11 protein-coding genes and 1 riboswitch are annotated in these 15,965 nt (G+C 72.9%); of the genes, 7 read left to right on the forward strand and 4 right to left on the reverse strand.

Features of this window, described 5'->3' with window-relative positions; translation table 11 throughout:
• Positions 1-2: 2 nt before the first annotated feature.
• Positions 3-2,150 carry a hypothetical protein gene (locus tag ACFFCA_RS11670; protein WP_375484934.1) on the forward strand — a complete coding sequence of 716 codons (2,148 nt, stop codon included), beginning with the start codon at positions 3-5 and terminating at the stop codon, positions 2,148-2,150.
• 10 nt (positions 2,151-2,160) lie between these two features.
• Here the strand turns inward: ACFFCA_RS11670 and ACFFCA_RS11675 are convergent, their stop codons facing one another.
• A complete protein-coding gene (locus ACFFCA_RS11675; RefSeq protein WP_375484936.1) occupies positions 2,161-2,592 on the reverse strand; it encodes a PaaI family thioesterase in 432 nt (143 codons plus the stop codon).
• Between the two features lie 75 nt (positions 2,593-2,667).
• Positions 2,668-3,975, reverse strand: a complete 1,308-nt coding sequence (locus tag ACFFCA_RS11680) for an MFS transporter (protein WP_375484938.1) — start codon at positions 3,973-3,975, stop codon at positions 2,668-2,670.
• Positions 3,976-4,064: 89 nt separating this feature from the next.
• On the opposite strand from ACFFCA_RS11680, the gene ACFFCA_RS11685 reads away from it, so the two are divergent.
• The 3 genes from ACFFCA_RS11685 to ACFFCA_RS11695 all read left to right on the forward strand — a co-directional run bounded on the left by ACFFCA_RS11685 (position 4,065) and on the right by ACFFCA_RS11695 (position 8,406).
• On the forward strand, positions 4,065-4,376 hold the full coding sequence (locus ACFFCA_RS11685) for an ArsR/SmtB family transcription factor (RefSeq protein ID WP_375484940.1): 312 nt from the start codon (positions 4,065-4,067) through the stop codon (positions 4,374-4,376).
• Positions 4,377-4,544: 168 nt separating this feature from the next.
• Positions 4,545-4,762, forward strand: a riboswitch (cobalamin riboswitch).
• Between the two features lie 229 nt (positions 4,763-4,991).
• Positions 4,992-7,346, forward strand: a complete 2,355-nt coding sequence (locus ACFFCA_RS11690) for a ribonucleoside-diphosphate reductase subunit alpha (RefSeq protein ID WP_375484984.1) — start codon at positions 4,992-4,994, stop codon at positions 7,344-7,346.
• Between the two features lie 82 nt (positions 7,347-7,428).
• The gene (locus ACFFCA_RS11695) at positions 7,429-8,406 is read left to right on the forward strand and encodes a ribonucleotide-diphosphate reductase subunit beta (RefSeq protein WP_375484986.1); all 978 of its coding nucleotides are present in this window, start codon (positions 7,429-7,431) and stop codon (positions 8,404-8,406) included.
• 11 nt (positions 8,407-8,417) lie between these two features.
• Here the strand turns inward: ACFFCA_RS11695 and ACFFCA_RS11700 are convergent, their stop codons facing one another.
• On the reverse strand, positions 8,418-10,523 hold the full coding sequence (locus tag ACFFCA_RS11700; RefSeq protein ID WP_375484942.1) for a hypothetical protein: 2,106 nt from the start codon (positions 10,521-10,523) through the stop codon (positions 8,418-8,420).
• 72 nt (positions 10,524-10,595) lie between these two features.
• Here ACFFCA_RS11700 and ACFFCA_RS11705 point away from each other — a divergent pair, with 72 nt between their 5' ends.
• Complete coding sequence (locus ACFFCA_RS11705) at positions 10,596-11,447, forward strand: alpha/beta fold hydrolase (protein ID WP_375484944.1); 852 nt, start codon at positions 10,596-10,598, stop codon at positions 11,445-11,447.
• Positions 11,448-11,471: 24 nt separating this feature from the next.
• On the opposite strand, the gene ACFFCA_RS11710 is transcribed toward ACFFCA_RS11705, so the two are convergent.
• Positions 11,472-12,596, reverse strand: coding sequence for an AMP-binding protein (locus ACFFCA_RS11710; RefSeq protein ID WP_375484946.1), 1,125 nt, complete (start codon positions 12,594-12,596; stop codon positions 11,472-11,474).
• A 121-nt stretch (positions 12,597-12,717) separates the two neighbouring features.
• Here ACFFCA_RS11710 and ACFFCA_RS11715 point away from each other — a divergent pair, with 121 nt between their 5' ends.
• Positions 12,718-14,058, forward strand: coding sequence for a chloride channel protein (locus ACFFCA_RS11715; RefSeq protein ID WP_375484948.1), 1,341 nt, complete (start codon positions 12,718-12,720; stop codon positions 14,056-14,058).
• Entirely contained in the window at positions 14,055-15,953 is a 1,899-nt protein-coding gene (locus ACFFCA_RS11720) for a penicillin-binding transpeptidase domain-containing protein (protein WP_375484950.1), read from the forward strand. The genes ACFFCA_RS11715 and ACFFCA_RS11720 overlap by 4 nt, the downstream gene beginning before the upstream one ends.
• Positions 15,954-15,965 lie beyond the last annotated feature (12 nt).

A 15,965-nucleotide genomic window follows, 5' to 3' on the forward strand; every position in this document is an offset into this window, starting at 1 on the left:
GGATGGACGTGCCGAACGGCGGCCCGCGCACGCGTGGCACACGCGTCGGCCTGCCGGGCGTGCTGCTGGCCGTGCTGCTCGGGACGGTGCTCGTGTCGCTCGCGGGCGGTGGCCGCGCCGTCGCCGACACCCCCTGGGGAACGACCGGTGCGCAGTACCGGACCGGCATCGTGTGCGCGCTGCCCGACGGTCGACGCGTGGCCCTCGCGTCGTGGGACGTCGACGGGACCACGGCGTCCTCGACGGACGACGTGGTCGCCAAGGGCTCGTCCTACGGGCCGGCGCCACGGTCGGGACGGGCCACGGACGCGACGCCGGGCACGCGTGGTCTGAGCGGCAGCGATCTCGCCGCGCTCGCCTACCTGATCGGCCACGGGGGCGCGGGGACGGCGGCGCAGGTCGCCGAGACCAGCGCGCTCGTCGCGCAGTCCTTCGGCGGTGGCGCCGCCCAACGCGCGTGCCTCGGGCGGCAGGGGACGTCGGCGACCGGAGCCGCGGCGCTCGCGACCGCCGCGCGCCGCTACGCAGGCCCGTACACGGTGCAGGCGTCGCCGGCCGGGGCGAAACCCGGCGCGCTCGCTCCGGTGTCCGCCGTCGTCCGTTCGGCAGCAGGCGTGCCCACCCCGGGCATCACCGTGACCTTCGCAGCTGCCGGCCTGAGCACGAACGTGGTCACGGGGGTCGACGGCCGGGCGAGCGCCCGACTCACCGGCCCGTCGTCGCCGTCGGCGTACACGGTGACCGTCGCCGAACCCGTCGGCGTGCGCCTCATCGCCTCGCGCCCGGCCGCCGTCGCCCTCGCCGCCCCCAAGCAGGTGGTGGCCCGCGCCGCGTTCACGCCGGTGCTGCACCCGACGCCGCACCTCGGCGTCACCGGCGGGGGCAAGGCGCTGGTGCTCGCCGGCGGTTCGCTCACCCCGACGGTGACCGTCAGCGACACGGACGGCTACTCGGGCACCGGGTCGGTCTCGGTCCTCGGGCCGGTCGCCGCACCGTCCGGCTCGACCTGTTCGAGCGTCTCCTACGTCGGTGCGCCGGCCGCCTGGAGCCACTCGTTCACGTTCGCGGGCGACGCCGACCCCGCGGTGGGGGCGACCGGCCCGCTCAAGGCCGGGTGCTACGCATTCGCGGGCAGCCTCACCGTCACCGACTCGAGCCCGGTGGTCACCGTCAAGGCGGCACCCGACCCCGCGTCCGCGGTGGGCGTCTCGCCCCTGCAGCTGACGCAGAGCGTCGGGTCGGGGCTGGCTCGCACGGGGACGCTGACCGCCACTGTCACCGCCACCCAGGCCGCGGGCGCCACCGTCACGTCGACGCTGACGACGTACGGGCCGCTGCCGGCCGGCGCGGGCGGCCGCTGCGACACCGGTCGGACGTGGACCGGCGCCAAGGTGGTCGCGCGGTCGGGCCCGGTCACGCTGGTGCAGCAGGGCACCGACCGGTTGGCGGCCGTGGTGCGCACCCCGTCGGTGTCGACGGTCGGCTGCTACGCGCTCACGACCCGCTCGACGGTGACGCAGGACGGCCGGAGCGCCGTCGTGACCGTCGCCGCCGGGGGTCAGGGCACGACGGTCATGGTCATCTCGCCGTCGCTCGGCGTCACGAACAGCGCCTACGACGGGCGGCAGGGCGTGCCGATGACCGGGACGGTCGACGTCGCCGGCACCTACGGGCTCGCCGGACGGGTGACGATCGGGCTGGTGTCGGCGCCGGCCCCGTCGACCGGGTGTCACTCCTTGCTGTTCCCGGCGGCGTCGACGACGTCCTCGGCCGCCCCGTCCGGCAGCACGGTCGTCACGACCGCCGGGGACGGCACGTACCGCTTCCGCAGCCCGGTGCCGAAGCAGAACCGCTGCTACGGCGTCACCGCGACCCTGGCCATGGCGCAGGACGCCGCGGTGAGGGTCGAGGCACCGGCCCCCGGCCCGACGACCACGTTCCTGGCCGGCGCCGTCGTGCGCGCCCCGGCCGACATCGAGGTGCGCACCGCAGCCGCCACGCGACCGACGCGGTCGCTGGCCGTCTTCGGGGCCACCGGTGCGGTGGTGCTCGCCGTCGCTCTCGTGCTCATGATCGGTGCCGCGGTGTCCGGCGAGCACCGTCCCGACCCGCTCGCCGGCGAGCTGCTCGTGACGATCGTCGACACCTGACCCGCACGGGTCAGTGCTTGCGTCTGCCCACCGACATCGTCAGCTGCGCCGTCGCGACGACCAGGCCGTCGACGGTCGCCGCGGCCGACACGAAGGCGAGCCGCCGGCTCCGGCGGTCGAGCTGGGCGCGGGCCTCCACCCGGTCGCCCCGGCCGGCGCCGCCGAGCACCTGCAGCGCGCTGGCGTGCGTCACCGCGTGCTCGTCCTCGTCCAGGGTCGGCAGCACGACCAGGTACCCGGCGAGCTCGAGGACGGCGGCGAGCGCCGCGGGGTGCACGCCGCCGGTGCGGCTGCCGGCGAGCTGACCGGGCACGAACGCAACCCCTGCCGCGACGTCGTCCGGGTCGAGCAGGAAGCAGCCCAGCGCACCGGTCAGCGGTTGGGCGAGCGCGTCGTCGATGCGTTCGCGGTCCGACGAGCGCGCCTCGGTCCTGGTCGCCACGCATCCCCCTGACGTCTCGCACGAGGGTGCCGCGTCGATGCGGCCGGGACGTGCACGGCAGGTGTACGCGAGGTGTCACCCTCCGGCGGGGCGAGCCCGCCGGAGGGTGACCAGGCCGAGGGCGAGGCTGGTCAGGGCCAGCAACCCGACGAGCGCGCCGTAGCCGAGCGAGGTGTCGCGGATGCCGATGTGGGTGATGAGGACGCCGCCGACCACCGCGGGGATGCTGAACGCCAGGTAGCTGACGACGTAGACCGCCGACAGCAGACCGGCCCGCTGGTGAGGCTCCGCGAGCTGGGTCATCGACCGCAGCGAACCGAGGAACGCCGACCCGAACCCGGCGCCGGAGACCACGGCCGCGATCACGAACACGGTGAGGGAGGCGGCGGCCACGCCGATGAGGAACAGGACGGTCCCGGCAACCAGTGCCGCCACGCCGACGAGCGTCACGGTCTCCGGCGCGGTCGTGTTGAAGGCCAGCGCGGCGGCCGCGCCGGCCAGCGCGAACACACCGAGTACGAGCCCGATGACGGCCTCGTTGCGCTGGTCGAAGACGGAGCCGAGCAACGAGCCGCCGACCGAGAACACGAGCCCGCCCAGGGCCCAGGTCGCCAGCATGGTGGGCAACGCGGTGAGGAACGCGGTCCGGGCGGGCGCGGGCACCGCGACGGTGGGCCGCAGCGCCGCGACGCCGCCGGGCACGCGCCGCACCGTCTCGGGAAGGACGGCGGTGGCCGCCAGCAGCAGCCCGAACAGCACCAGGAGGACGACGAAGACGAGCTTGGTCGGGTGCGGGGCGTACTGCACGAGCACGCCCGTGCCGATGGCGCCGAGGCCCAGTCCCGAGGTGGGCGCGACGCTGTTGACGAGCGATCCGAGGCGGCTGCCGTCCGGCGGCTGCAGGTCGAGCAGGTACGCGCCGAGCACGCCGACCGCCGCGCCGGTGGCCAGGCCCTGCACGATGCGCGCGGCGACCAGCCAGGTGACGCTGTCGGCGCCGAGGAAGACCGCCATCGCGCCCGCCTCGACGACGAGCGCCGCCGCGAGCACGGGCCGGCGGCCGATGAAGTCGGACAGCCGCCCGACGGTCAGCAGTGCAGCCAGCAGGGCCAGCACGTACACCGCGAAGATCGACGTCAACGTGATGGCCGAGAACCCGAACTCGGCCTGGAACACCGGATACAGCGGGCTCGGGGCGCTGGACGCCGCGAGCAGCGTCGCCGCGGTGAGACCGACCAGCCAGAACGCGGCCGCCCGCGGGAGGCGCCGGAGACGCGTCCCGACCTTGCCGGCGTCGGAGGTGGCGGCGGGCTCGTCCGGCGAGGTGGCGGCGTCGGTGACGGGGCAGGTGCTGGGTTGTGACGTCGCGCTCACTGTCGGCATGCTGGGCTCCGATTCCTGGATCGTTCGAGTTGCATCAAACAGTTGCAACCCGTCCGGCTGCACGACCTTTCCAAGAAAGTCGAACTGTGATGACCGCCACGTCCCGCGAACTGGTGCACCCCGACCTCACCGACGTCGAGCTCACCGACGTGCTGTTCGCCCTGAGCGACCCGGCCCGGCTCGCGCTCGTGCGCCTGATCGCGGCCGAGGGTGCGCAGACCGTGACCAACTGCCAGGTGGTCGATCCGTTGTCGCCGAAGTCGACGTTCTCCCACCATCTGAAGACGCTGCGCGAGGCGGGCGTCATCCGCAACGAACCCCGCGGACGCCAGCGCATGGTGTCGCTGCGTCGCGACGAACTGGACGAGCGCTTCCCGGGGCTGCTCGGCTCCGTCCTCTGACCGACGCTGGTGATCGACTGCGGATTGCGGTCGCACAGCCGCCGGCAAACGCAATTGATCACCTGGCGTGCGGCGTGCGCCGCCGGGCCGTAGCGCGACCCGGCGCGGCATCGCGACACGACACGCCGCCACGACATGTAGATCCCACACTGTCCGAGCACCCCTACATATGGTGTTCCTGCAGCTGGTCCGGCGCCGTAGCCAACGGCGTCGGGGCAACAGGGAACCCCGTGCGATTCGGGGACTGCCCCGCAGCGGTGAGTGGGAACGACAGCCGTCACCAAGCACTGGGTCCGACGGGCCTGGGAAGCGACGGCCAGTAGGTGGTCGGGATCCTCCGATCGCGCCCACGAGTCCGAAGACCTGCCAGCGCACAGGCGATTGAGCCTGTTGCCAACACCGTGCACACCCGTGCGCGGTGGTCCGAGGCCGCGTGGGACGGCTGACGGCACGGTCACCGGGTCGGCCTACGCCCGGTGGACGCCCCGTCGTCGCCCCCCGTTCTCGGACCGAGCCCCAGCTCGCGAGGAGAGAGCGATGACCACCACCCCATCAGCAGTGGCACCACACACGCCGGAAGCCACCCCTGACGCACCCGCGTCACGGCGCGACCGCATGCAGGTCCGCAAGCGCAACGGCGACCGCGAACCGGTCGACGTCAACAAGATCGTGCGGGCCGTCGAACGCTGGGCCGACGACCTCACCGACGTCGACCCGATGCGCGTCGCGACCCGCACCATCAGCGGCCTGTACGACGGCGCCACCACCGCCGAGCTCGACCAGCTCTCGATCCGCACCGCGGCCGAGATGATCGGCGAGGAGCCGCAGTACTCCCGGCTGGCCGCGCGCCTGCTCGCCGGTTTCATCGACAAGGAGGTCCGCAACCAGGGCGTCGCGTCGTTCAGCCAGTCCGTCGCGCTCGGGCACGCCGAGGGCCTGATCGGCGACGACACCGCCCGCTTCGTGAAGGACAACGCGCGCAAGCTCGACTTCGCCGTCGACCACGGCGCCGACGCGCGGTTCGAGTACTTCGGCCTGCGCACCGTCTACGACCGCTACCTGCTGCGGCACCCGACCGGCCGCCTGGTCGTCGAGACGCCGCAGTACTTCCTGCTGCGCGTGGCGTGCGGGCTGTCCCGGACGCCGTCGGAGGCCATCGGGTTCTACCGGCTCATGTCGTCGCTGGCCTACCTGCCGAGCTCGCCGACCCTGTTCAACTCCGGCACCCGGCACACCCAGATGAGTTCGTGCTACCTCGTCGACTCGCCGCGCGACGAGCTCGACTCGATCTACCGCCGCTACCAGCAGGTGGCGCGGCTGTCGAAGTTCGCGGGCGGCATCGGCATCTCGTGGTCGCGGGTGCGCTCACGGGGCGCGCTGATCCGCGGTACGAACGGACAGAGCAACGGCATCGTCCCGTGGCTGCGCACGCTCGACTCGTCGGTGGCCGCCGTCAACCAGGGCGGCCGCCGCAAGGGCGCCGCGTGTGTCTACCTGGAGCCGTGGCACCCGGACGTCGAGGAGTTCCTCGAGCTGCGCGACAACACCGGCGAGGACGCGCGTCGCACGCACAACCTCAACCTGGCCAACTGGATCCCGGACGAGTTCATGCGCCGTGTCGAGGCCGACGGCGTGTGGTCGCTCATCGATCCCGACGAGGTACCGGAGCTGCCCGACCTGTGGGGCGACGCGTTCGACGAGGCGTACCGGGCGGCCGAGGCGGCGGGACGCTACGTCCGTCAGCTGCCGGCCCGCGACCTGTTCGGGCGGATGATGCGCACCCTGGCCCAGACCGGCAACGGCTGGATGACGTTCAAGGACACCTCGAACCGGTTGTGCAACCAGACGGCGGTCGCCGGCAACGTCGTGCACCTGTCGAACCTGTGCACCGAGATCGTCGAGGTCAGCTCCGACCGCGAGACCGCGGTCTGCAACCTGGGCTCGATCAACCTCGCGCAGCACCTGCGCGACGGTGCCTTCGACTGGGCGCGGCTGCGCGAGACGGTACGCACGGCGGTGCCCTTCCTGGACCGCGTCATCGACATCAACTACTACCCGTCCGACGAGGCGGCCGCGTCCAACCCGCGCTGGCGTCCCGTCGGTCTCGGGGTGATGGGCCTGCAGGACGTGTTCTTCGCGCTCGGCCTGCCCTTCGACGCCCCCGAGGCGGCCGAGCTGTCGACGCGCATCGCCGAGGAGATCTACCTGACGGCGCTGGAGGCCTCGGCCGAGCTCGCGGCAACCGACGGTGCGCACCCGAGTTTCGCGGACACGCGGGCCGCGGCCGGTGACCTGCAACCGGACCTCTGGGGCGTCACTCCGACGCAGACGCAACGCTGGTCGGCCGTCCGCGAACGGATCGCCGCGACCGGCCTGCGCAACTCGCTGCTGATCGCGATCGCGCCGACGGCGACCATCGCCTCGATCGCCGGCTGTTATGAGTGCATCGAGCCGCAGGTGTCGAACCTGTTCAAGCGCGAGACGCTGTCGGGGGAGTTCCTGCAGGTCAACGGTGCGCTCGTGCGTGAGCTGAAGACGCGCGGGCTGTGGACCTCGCAGACCCGCGACGCGATCAAGCGTGCCGACGGGTCGGTGCAGGGGCTCACCGAGCTGCCGGCCGACGTGCGTGCGGTGTACCGCACCGCGTGGGAACTGCCGCAGCGCGCGCTCATCGACCTGGCCGCGGCACGCTCGCCCTACATCGACCAGTCGCAGTCGCTGAACCTGTTCCTGGCCGCACCGTCGATCGGCAAGCTCAGCTCGATGTACCTCTACGCCTGGAAGGCGGGCTTGAAGACGACGTACTACCTGCGTTCGCGACCGGCCACGCGCATCCAGCAGGCCACCGTGACCGCCGCGCCGACCGAGGCTGCGCCGGCTCAGGTCGCGTTGGCCGAGGCGGCGCTGACCGAGGCCGAGGCGATCGCCTGCAGCCTGGAGAACCCCGAGAGCTGCGAGGCATGCCAGTGAGCGACGCCTGCGGAGCGAACGAGTGTCGTGGCGGCATCGCCGGGGCGAACGGAGTGAGGCCGTGAGCCTGTTGGACCCCGGGATGGACCTGACGCTGCGGCCGATGCGCTATCCCGACTTCTACGACCGTTTCCGTGACGCGATCAAGAACACCTGGACGGTGGAGGAGGTCGACCTGCACTCCGACCTCAAGGACCTGGCGCGGCTCTCACCGGCCGAGCAGCACCTGGTGAACCGGCTGGTGGCCTTCTTCGCCACCGGCGACACGATCGTCGCCAACAACCTGGTGCTCAACCTCTACCAGCACGTCAATTCGCCCGAGGGCCGGTTGTACCTGAGCCGGCAGTTGTTCGAGGAGGCCGTGCACGTCCAGTTCTACCTGACCCTGCTCGACACCTACGTCACCGACGAACGCGAGCGCGCCGAGGCGTTCGCGGCCGTCGAGAACATCCCGTCGATCAAGCGGAAGGCCGACTTCTGCTTCCGTTGGATCGACTCGCTCGGGTCGTTGACGCGGCTCGAGACGGCGACGGACCGGCGGGCGTTCCTGCTCAATCTCATCTGTTTCGCCGCCTGCATCGAGGGGTTGTTCTTCTACGGGGCGTTCGCCTACGTGTACTTCCTGCGTTCGCGCGGGCTGCTGAACGGGCTGGCGTCGGGCACCAACTGGGTGTTCCGTGACGAGTCGATGCACATGGCGTTCGCGTTCGACGTCGTCGAGACGGTGCGCCGCGAGGAGCCCGAGCTGTTCGACGACGACCTGGCACGCCAGGTGCGCGAGATGCTGGCCGAGGCGGTCGAGTGCGAGGTGCAGTTCGCCGAGGACCTGCTCACCCAGGGCGTGTCCGGCATGTCGTTGGCCGACATGCGCGAGTACCTGCAGCACGTGGCCGACCGACGGCTCGCGCAGCTCGGTCTCGACCCGCTCTACGGCTCCGCGAACCCGTTCGCGTTCATGGAGCTGCAGGACGTCCAGGAGCTGTCGAACTTCTTCGAGCGACGTGTGTCGGCCTACCAGGTCGGCGTCGGCGGGAGTGTCGGGTTCGACGACGACTTCTGAGGACCGTCCGATCAGGAGCGGTGGCGCATCGTCACCGTCACGCTGCGGGTCGAGGCCGACAGCGTGACGGTGCCGGTGGCCGGGTCGACGGCGCCGTGGTTCGACCGGGCGAGGTTGTGCACGAACGCCGGCAGCTGGAACAGCACCGGTCCGGCGGGACGGTGACCGGTGAGCCGCAGCGTCACCTGCCGGCCGCGCGTCGTGATCGCGATGCCGAGGTGCCGCCCACCGGTGATGGGCATGTTGGCGACCGCGATGCGCTTGCCGGTTCGGACCCAGGCGTCGGGCACGCCGCGGCCGACGATCAGCGTCCCGTCGCCGCGCTCGGCGACCAGCGAGTCGAGCAGGGTCAGGTTGGCGGTCGCCGAACCCCAGGCGTGCGGTGACGCGCCGGCGCCCGCCGACGGGTGGCTGCCCGCCCAAGGCGACGACGGGTCGGGGGCGGCGACGCTTTCCCACCACGAGTACGGGCCGCTCTGCGTGTGGTCGATCATGAACTGGTAGCCGAGGATGCCCTGGTCGCGGTGGTGGTCGCTGGCCAGGCCCCATTCGCCGTAGCCGGCGTTGTAGCCGGTGCTGTAGTTCGTCGGCGAGTACCCGCCGAGGGTGTTCGCCGGCAGGATGCCCTTGAGCCGGCCGAAGCCGTAGTCGTAGGTCGCGTCGATCAGCGACGAGCCCGGCCCGCTGATCGGGGCGTCGAACAGGTAGCCGTCCCACGCCCACCGTCCGAACAGGAACGGCGCCGCCCAGTTGGCGTCCTTCGGGTCCTTGCAGCGGTTGGCCGTGTTCGGCTCGACCATCGAGCACGGCAGGTAGTTCAGGTGGTACTTCGTGATCGTCGCGGTCAGCGTGGTGTTCACCGCGCCGAGCAGGCTGTCGTACTGCCGGTCGGCCCAGGTGTACTCGCTGCTCTTGCCGAGCTGCTTGCTCAGCCAGCGGTACGCGGCCAGGCCCATCAGGCCCGAGTAGTTGTCGATCGTCCAGTAACCGTCGGCGTCGATGTCGGGCGTGTTCTCCATGATGCCGCCGGGCCCGGTGCGGTCGGCGGCGATCTTGTGCGCGCTGTCGAGGATGCTCGGCTGCAGGGCGCTGCCCTTCGGCCCGGGCGTGGCGAAGTTGGCGAGCACGAACGCGCGGTCACCGGTCTTCTGCAGGTACAGCGCCCAGATCCAGGCGTACTTCCAGATGCCGTCGTCGTACTGGGCCTGCGTCCCGACGACCTCACGCAGCCGCAGCAGCAGGGCCTTGACCGTCGTGGTGTCGTCGCGGGTGAAACCCTGCGTCAGCAGGGTGGCCAGGATGCCGATGACGTCATGGCTGTACTCCTTGTCGTAGCCGTTGACGCCGGTCTTGAGCTCGTCGCCGCCGCGGGTGATCTGGGTGTACTCGAACCCGGTCCGGTAGGCCTCGACGAGGCGGTGGTCGGGCAGCGCCGTGATCCGTGCGAGCTTGTGCAGCTGGCCGTTCCAGTAGCTCCGCATGTGCCGGTAGTGCGCGGCGTAGGAACCGAACGCCCGCGTCGACGGGTAGGCGGCCGATGCGCCGAACCGGTCGGAGTAGACGGCGTAGTCGTGGTTGACGCTGCGGTGGGCACCCACCCGGTTCGCAGCGTGGTCGAGCGCGGTGAGCCCGGCGGTCGGCGCGGGGTCGACGGTGACCGCGCGGTCGGTGCGGTTCGTGACGCGCACGCGGCTGTAGATCGCGACGACGGTGTGGCCGCCGGAGCGGACGGTGTCGCCGAAGTTGGTGATCGACACGTCGGCGCCGCCGGTGCGGAAGCGGGTCACGAGCGCGGGCAGGTGCCCCTCGGCGTTGGTCCAGGTGGTGCGCTGGGCCTTCCAGAGGCCGTAGCCGTACGTGCGCTGGGTGTTCTTGACGACGAACGAGCCGCTGAGGCAGGCGACCACCGCCTGCGCGTTGCCCGGCCAGCCGATCGCAGCCGCGGCCGTGCCCTGCGCGTACTCGGTGTCGGTGGAGGTGTCGCACGGGCTGGTCACCGATCCCGGTGCGGCGGCGGCCGGCGGCGTCACGGCCGCCGCCGTCCCGGCGGCGAGGACCGTAACCGCGGCGACCGCGACCAGGGTGCGAGCGGGACGGGTGGTGCGGCGGGCGCTCATGGCCTCACCTCACGCTGCGCCGCCGTCGTTGTCAACGGCCGGGGTCGGAGAGGTTGCGCCTAGGTTGGGGCCATGCCCACCTCTTCGCACGACGTCAACGGGATCACGCTGTCGGTGACGCTCGAGGGGCCGGACGAGGGCCCGCCGGTACTGCTGCTGCACGGCTTCCCGGACTCGGCGCGGCTCTGGCGCCACCAGGTGCCTGCGCTGGCCGGCGCTGGGTACCGGGTCATCGCTCCGGACCTGCGCGGCTACGGCGAGAGCAGCAGACCCACCGAGGTGGGCGCATACCGCATGCGCACCCTCATCGGCGACGTCACCGGCCTGCTCGACGACCTCGGCGTCGAGCGGGCGGCGCTCGTCTCGCACGACTGGGGTGCCGGGCTGGCCTGGGCCACGGCCATGTTCGCGCCCGATCGCGTGTCGTCGTTGACCGCACTGTCGGTGGGCCACCCGTCGACGCGTGCGCATGCCGGGTGGCGGCAGGCCGAGCTGTCCTGGTACATGCTCTGGTTCCTGCTGCCCGGGGTCGCCGAATCGGTGCTGCCGCAGGACGACTGGTCGTTCCTGCGGCGTTGGGGGTGGCGCGACCCGTCGGACGGCACGGATGCGCACCGCCAGATCGACGATCTCGCGCGGCCGGGGGCATTGACCGCCGCGCTGAACTGGTACCGCGCGAACATCGACCCGAAGACGTTCGGCATGACCCCGACGGACACGCTGCCGCACGTCACGTGCCCGACGATGGGTGTGTGGTCCAGCGCCGACCCGTTCCTCACCGAGGAGCAGATGAGCGAGTCGTCGCGGTTCGTCGACGGCCCGTGGCGCTACGAGCGGGTGGACGGCGTCGACCACTGGCTGCCGGTGCGGGCACCCGGTGTAATCACCGAGCTGTTGCTCGACTTCCTGCCCGCGCCCGCCTGAGACCGCCGGCGGGCACGCCCCGCGTCATGCGTTGCCGTAGTGGTCACGCACGACCCGCCGCAGGATCTTGCCGGTGGGCATCCGCGGCAGTTGGTCGACGAAGTCGATGCGGTCGGGCAGCTTGGCATCGGGCAGGTACCGGCGTGCGGCGGCGAGCAGCTCGGCCGCGAGCTCCGGTCCGGGCGTCCACCCCGGTGCCGCCTGCACGACGGCCCGCACCGACTCCCCGCCGTGCGGGTCGGGGACCCCGATGACGCTGACGTCGTCGACCGCGGGGTGCATCGTCAGCGCGTCCTCGACCTCGCGCGGCACGACCGTCGCGCCGCCGGTGAGGATGAGGTCGGTGCGGCGGTCGGACAGGTAGGCGAACCCGTCGCCGTCGAGGTGGCCGAGGTCGGGCAGTCGGTGCCACCCCGCACCGACCGCCGAGCCGCCGTCGGGCGACTCGACGCACAGCTGACCGACCTCGCCGAGCGGTAGCTCGCGGCCGTCGTCACCGACGACGTGCGGCACGCCGGACAGGGGTCGCCCGATCGAGCCGGGATGCGCCAGCCACTCGTCGGCGTCGATGAGGAACAGGTCCGGGCCCGGGTCCGGCGGGTGGTAGGCCCGGACGATCGGGCCGAACCAGTCGAGCGCCCGGCGTTTGACCTCGGGCGGGCAGGCCGTGGCCGCGTGCAGCACGGCGACGACGCTGCTCAGGTCGGCGTCGGACCGGGTCGCGTCGGGTAGGTCGAGCAACGCCTGGAAACCACCCGGGCCCACGAGCAGGTGGGTGACACCGTGGCGGGCGATCGCGTCGAGGCAGCCCGCCGCGTCGAGGTCGCCGACCACCACGGCGGCGCCGGCGTGCTGCGCGGCGAGCGCCCACGCGAGAGCCGGCGAGGACGGGCGCCACGGTTCGGTGCCCAGCAGGACGCTGGTGGGGCCGATGCCGAACGGGGCGTCCAGCACCTCGGCGAGCGCGTGGGCCCGGTCGGCGTCGGCGTCGGTGTCGGCGTGTGCCGCCCACGCCTCGACCAGGGCGGCTGCCGCATCGGGGGAGTGCGCGCCGCTCACCGCGGCGTCGAGCTGCGCGAAGGTCATCGTGGCGGCGCCGACCACGGCGGGCGCGTCGGGCCGGGCGCGTGCGATCTGCGACAGCGACACGGCTCGACCTCCCACGGACGCCCTCCGGCGTGACGCTAGACCCCGCTGCCCGGCGAGCGCACGAGGTCCGACCGGGCGCCCTTGACATGATCGCCGGGTGAGCCGGCCCCGTGTTCCACGCATGACGGTTGCCACCGTGGCCACCGGGCTCGCGGCCGGGGTGCTCGGAGCGGCGCTGACGCTGCTGCTGCACGCGCTCCAGCACCTGCTCTTCGGCTACACCGAGGGCAACTTCCTGATCGGGGTCGAGCACGCCGGCCCGGCGCGGCGGGTGCTGGCCCTGGCCGGGACGGGCGTGGTGGTCGGGGCGGCCTGGTGGCTCACGCGGCAAATCTTCTCGCGCGAGTCGGTCTCGGTGGTCGGCACGCTGCGGCGTCCGCGACCGCAGTTGCCGGTCGTCGCGACGCTCGTCGACGCCGTCGTGCAGATCGCTGCGGTCGCCGGCGGCGCGTCGCTCGGCCGCGAGGGCGCACCCCGGCAGGCCGGCGCGCTCGCCGGTGGCCAGCTCGCGCAACGTCTGGGGCTGGACGCCGACCAGCAGCGGGTGCTGCTCGCGTGCGGCGCCGGGGCAGGCCTGGCCGCGGTGTACGACGTCCCCCTGGGCGGTGCCGCGTTCGCGCTCGAGGTGCTGCTGGCCACGCTCGGTCTGCGGGCGCTGGTGCCCGCGCTGGTGACGTCGGGCCTGGCCGCCCTCGTCGGGCAGGTCGTGCTGCGTGACGGGCCCACCTACCGCGTCCCGCATCTCGACTTCTCCGGCCGGCTGCTGGCGTGGGCGCCGCTGCTGGGCGCGGTGGCCGGGGTACTCGGCGTGGCGTTCACGAGGTTGATGACCTTCGCGCGGGAGCACGCGCCGACGGGGTGGCGGGTCGCGGTGGCCGTGCCCGTCGCGTTCGCCGCCGTCGGTGCCCTGGCCGTGGCCTACCCGCAGCTGCCGGGCAACGGCAAGGGTCCGGCCGGGCTGGCCTTCGACGCCACGATCGGGCTCGGGCTCGCGACGGTGCTGCTCGTCCTGAAGCCGCTCGTGACCGCGGCTTGTCTCGGCGCGGGGGCCATCGGCGGGGTGCTGACCCCGGCCCTGGCGACGGGCGCGCTGCTCGGTGCCGTCGCCGCGCAGGTGACCGAACGGGTGTGGCCCGGCGAACCGGCCGTCGCGTTCGCGGTCGTCGGTGCCGCCGCGGTGCTGGCCGTCACCCAGCGGGCGCCGGTGACCGCTGTGCTGCTCACGCTGGAGCTCGTCGGCGGTGGCTACGCTCCGCACGGCGCGCTGGTGCTGATCGTGCCGATGGCCGTCGCCGTGGCCGTGGCCGCCGTGGTCGGGGCCGTGCTGGGCGAACGGGGTGCGCTCGTGTCGGCGACGGCGGCCGTCCTGCACTGTGATGCGGATCCTGTCGGACCCTCCCGGCATGCTGGTCCGGAGAGTCGGACGAGCGGCCCCACGGCCGGGGAACGAGGGCGGACGTGACACGACGGGTCGTCGCTGCAGCGGTCATCGGGCTGCTGCTCGCCGGTCTGCTGTCCGCCTGCACGGGCAGCTCGGGCCCGTCGGCCCAGCAACGGGCCGCGCAACGGTGGCTCGACGCCGTCGGCGCCGGCCGGGTCGACACCGCCGCGCGGGCGACCAACGACCCGACGTCGACACGGTCGGTCCTGACCGCCAGCCGGGCGGGGCTGGGGTCGACGGCGAAGGGTTCGTTCACCGTCGGCACGGTGCGGACCAAGGGCACCAAGGCCACGGCTGCGTACGCCGCGTCCTGGGCGTTCCCCGGTGTGGCGCAGCGCTGGCGCTACCGCGGCAGCCTGACGCTGCGCCACGTGGCCAAGGCGTGGCGGGTGCAGTGGAGTCCGGAGGACCTGAACCCGGTGCTGCTGGCCGGCCAGCACCTCGCGCTCAGGCGCACCCAGCCCACCCGCGCCGCGCTGCAGGACAGCGCCGGGCGCGCGCTGTTCGCGCCCACACCGGTCGTCGCTGTCGGCCTGGAGCCGAAACTCGTCCGCGACCTGCCGCGCCTGGCGAAGCAGCTGGCGGCGGTGCCGTCCCTGCAGACCACGGCGGCCGAGATCACCGCGGCGGTCAAGGCGGCCGCGCCCACCGACTTCGTCCCCGTCATCACCCTGCGCAGGCCGGCGTACCTGGCGATCAAGACCAAGATCTACGACCTGCCCGGCACCGTGTTCCACAGCGAGACCCGGGTTCTCGCACCCACGGCCAGGTTCGGCCAGCCGCTGCTCGGCACCGTCGGCGACGCCACCGCCGCCCAGATCGCGGCGTCGAAGGGCCGCCTCGCCGCGGGCGACCAGGCCGGGCAGGGCGGCCTGCAGCAGGCGTTCGACAGCACGTTGACGGGCACGGCCGGTGTCGCCGTCGTGGCCGCGCCCGACACCGGTTCCGCGCCGTCGTCGTTCCCGCGGGTGCTCGCCACGCTGGCGCTGCCGCAACCGGGCAAACCCGTCCGGCTCACTCTCGACCGCACCGTGCAGACGGCGGCCGAGAAGGCGTTGGCGACGACCACGCCCGCTGCCTCGGTCGTCGTGGTGTCCCGTTCCACCGGGCGCATCCTGGCCGACGCCGACACCGCGGCGGCCACCTACGACTACGGCCTGCAGGGCGCGTTCCCGCCCGGCTCGACGTTCAAGACCGTGACCTACAGCGCGGCGTTCGCCACCACGCCGTCATTGACGCCGAGCACGACCGTCCGCTGCCCGGCGACGGTGACCGTCGACGGCCGCCGCTTCGAGAACGAGAACCGCTTCTCCTACCCGCCGATCCCGCTGCGCAACGCGTTCGGCTACTCCTGCAACACGACGGCCATCACCACGGCGCGGTCGCTGCCGCCCTCGGCCCTGCCCACCGCGGCCGCGTCGCTCGGGCTGGGCGCCCGGTGGACGCTGCCCGTCAAGGCGTTCTCGGGTTCGTTGCCCACTCCCGCCGGCGCCACGGAGCAGGCCGCCGACGCCATCGGCCAGGGCCGCGTGCTGGTCTCGCCGCTGCTCATGGCCCTCGTCGCCGGCAACGCCAGCACCGGCCGCCCGGTGCTGCCCTCGCTCGTGGCCGGCGCGGCCACCCCGGCCACCCCGGCAGGCACGGCACTGCCCGCGGCGCGCACCAGCGCCCTGAACTCGTTGATGCGCGCGACCGTCGACCTGCCGCAGGGCACCGGCCACGACCTCGCCACCATCGGCGGGGTCGAGGGCAAGACGGGCACGGCCGAGTACGGCACCGACACCCCGCCGAAGAGCCACTCGTGGTTCGCCGGCGTCAAGGGCGACTACGCGTTCGCGGTGTTCGTCTACGGCGGCGACACCGCCAAGGTGAAGGCGACGCCGATCGCCAAGGCCCTGCTGCGCAGCCTCACCTGACCTCGTCGTCGA

It is taken from the genome of uncultured Jatrophihabitans sp., assembly GCF_964252635.1.
In the GTDB taxonomy this organism is placed as follows: Bacteria; Actinomycetota; Actinomycetes; order Mycobacteriales; family Jatrophihabitantaceae; genus Jatrophihabitans.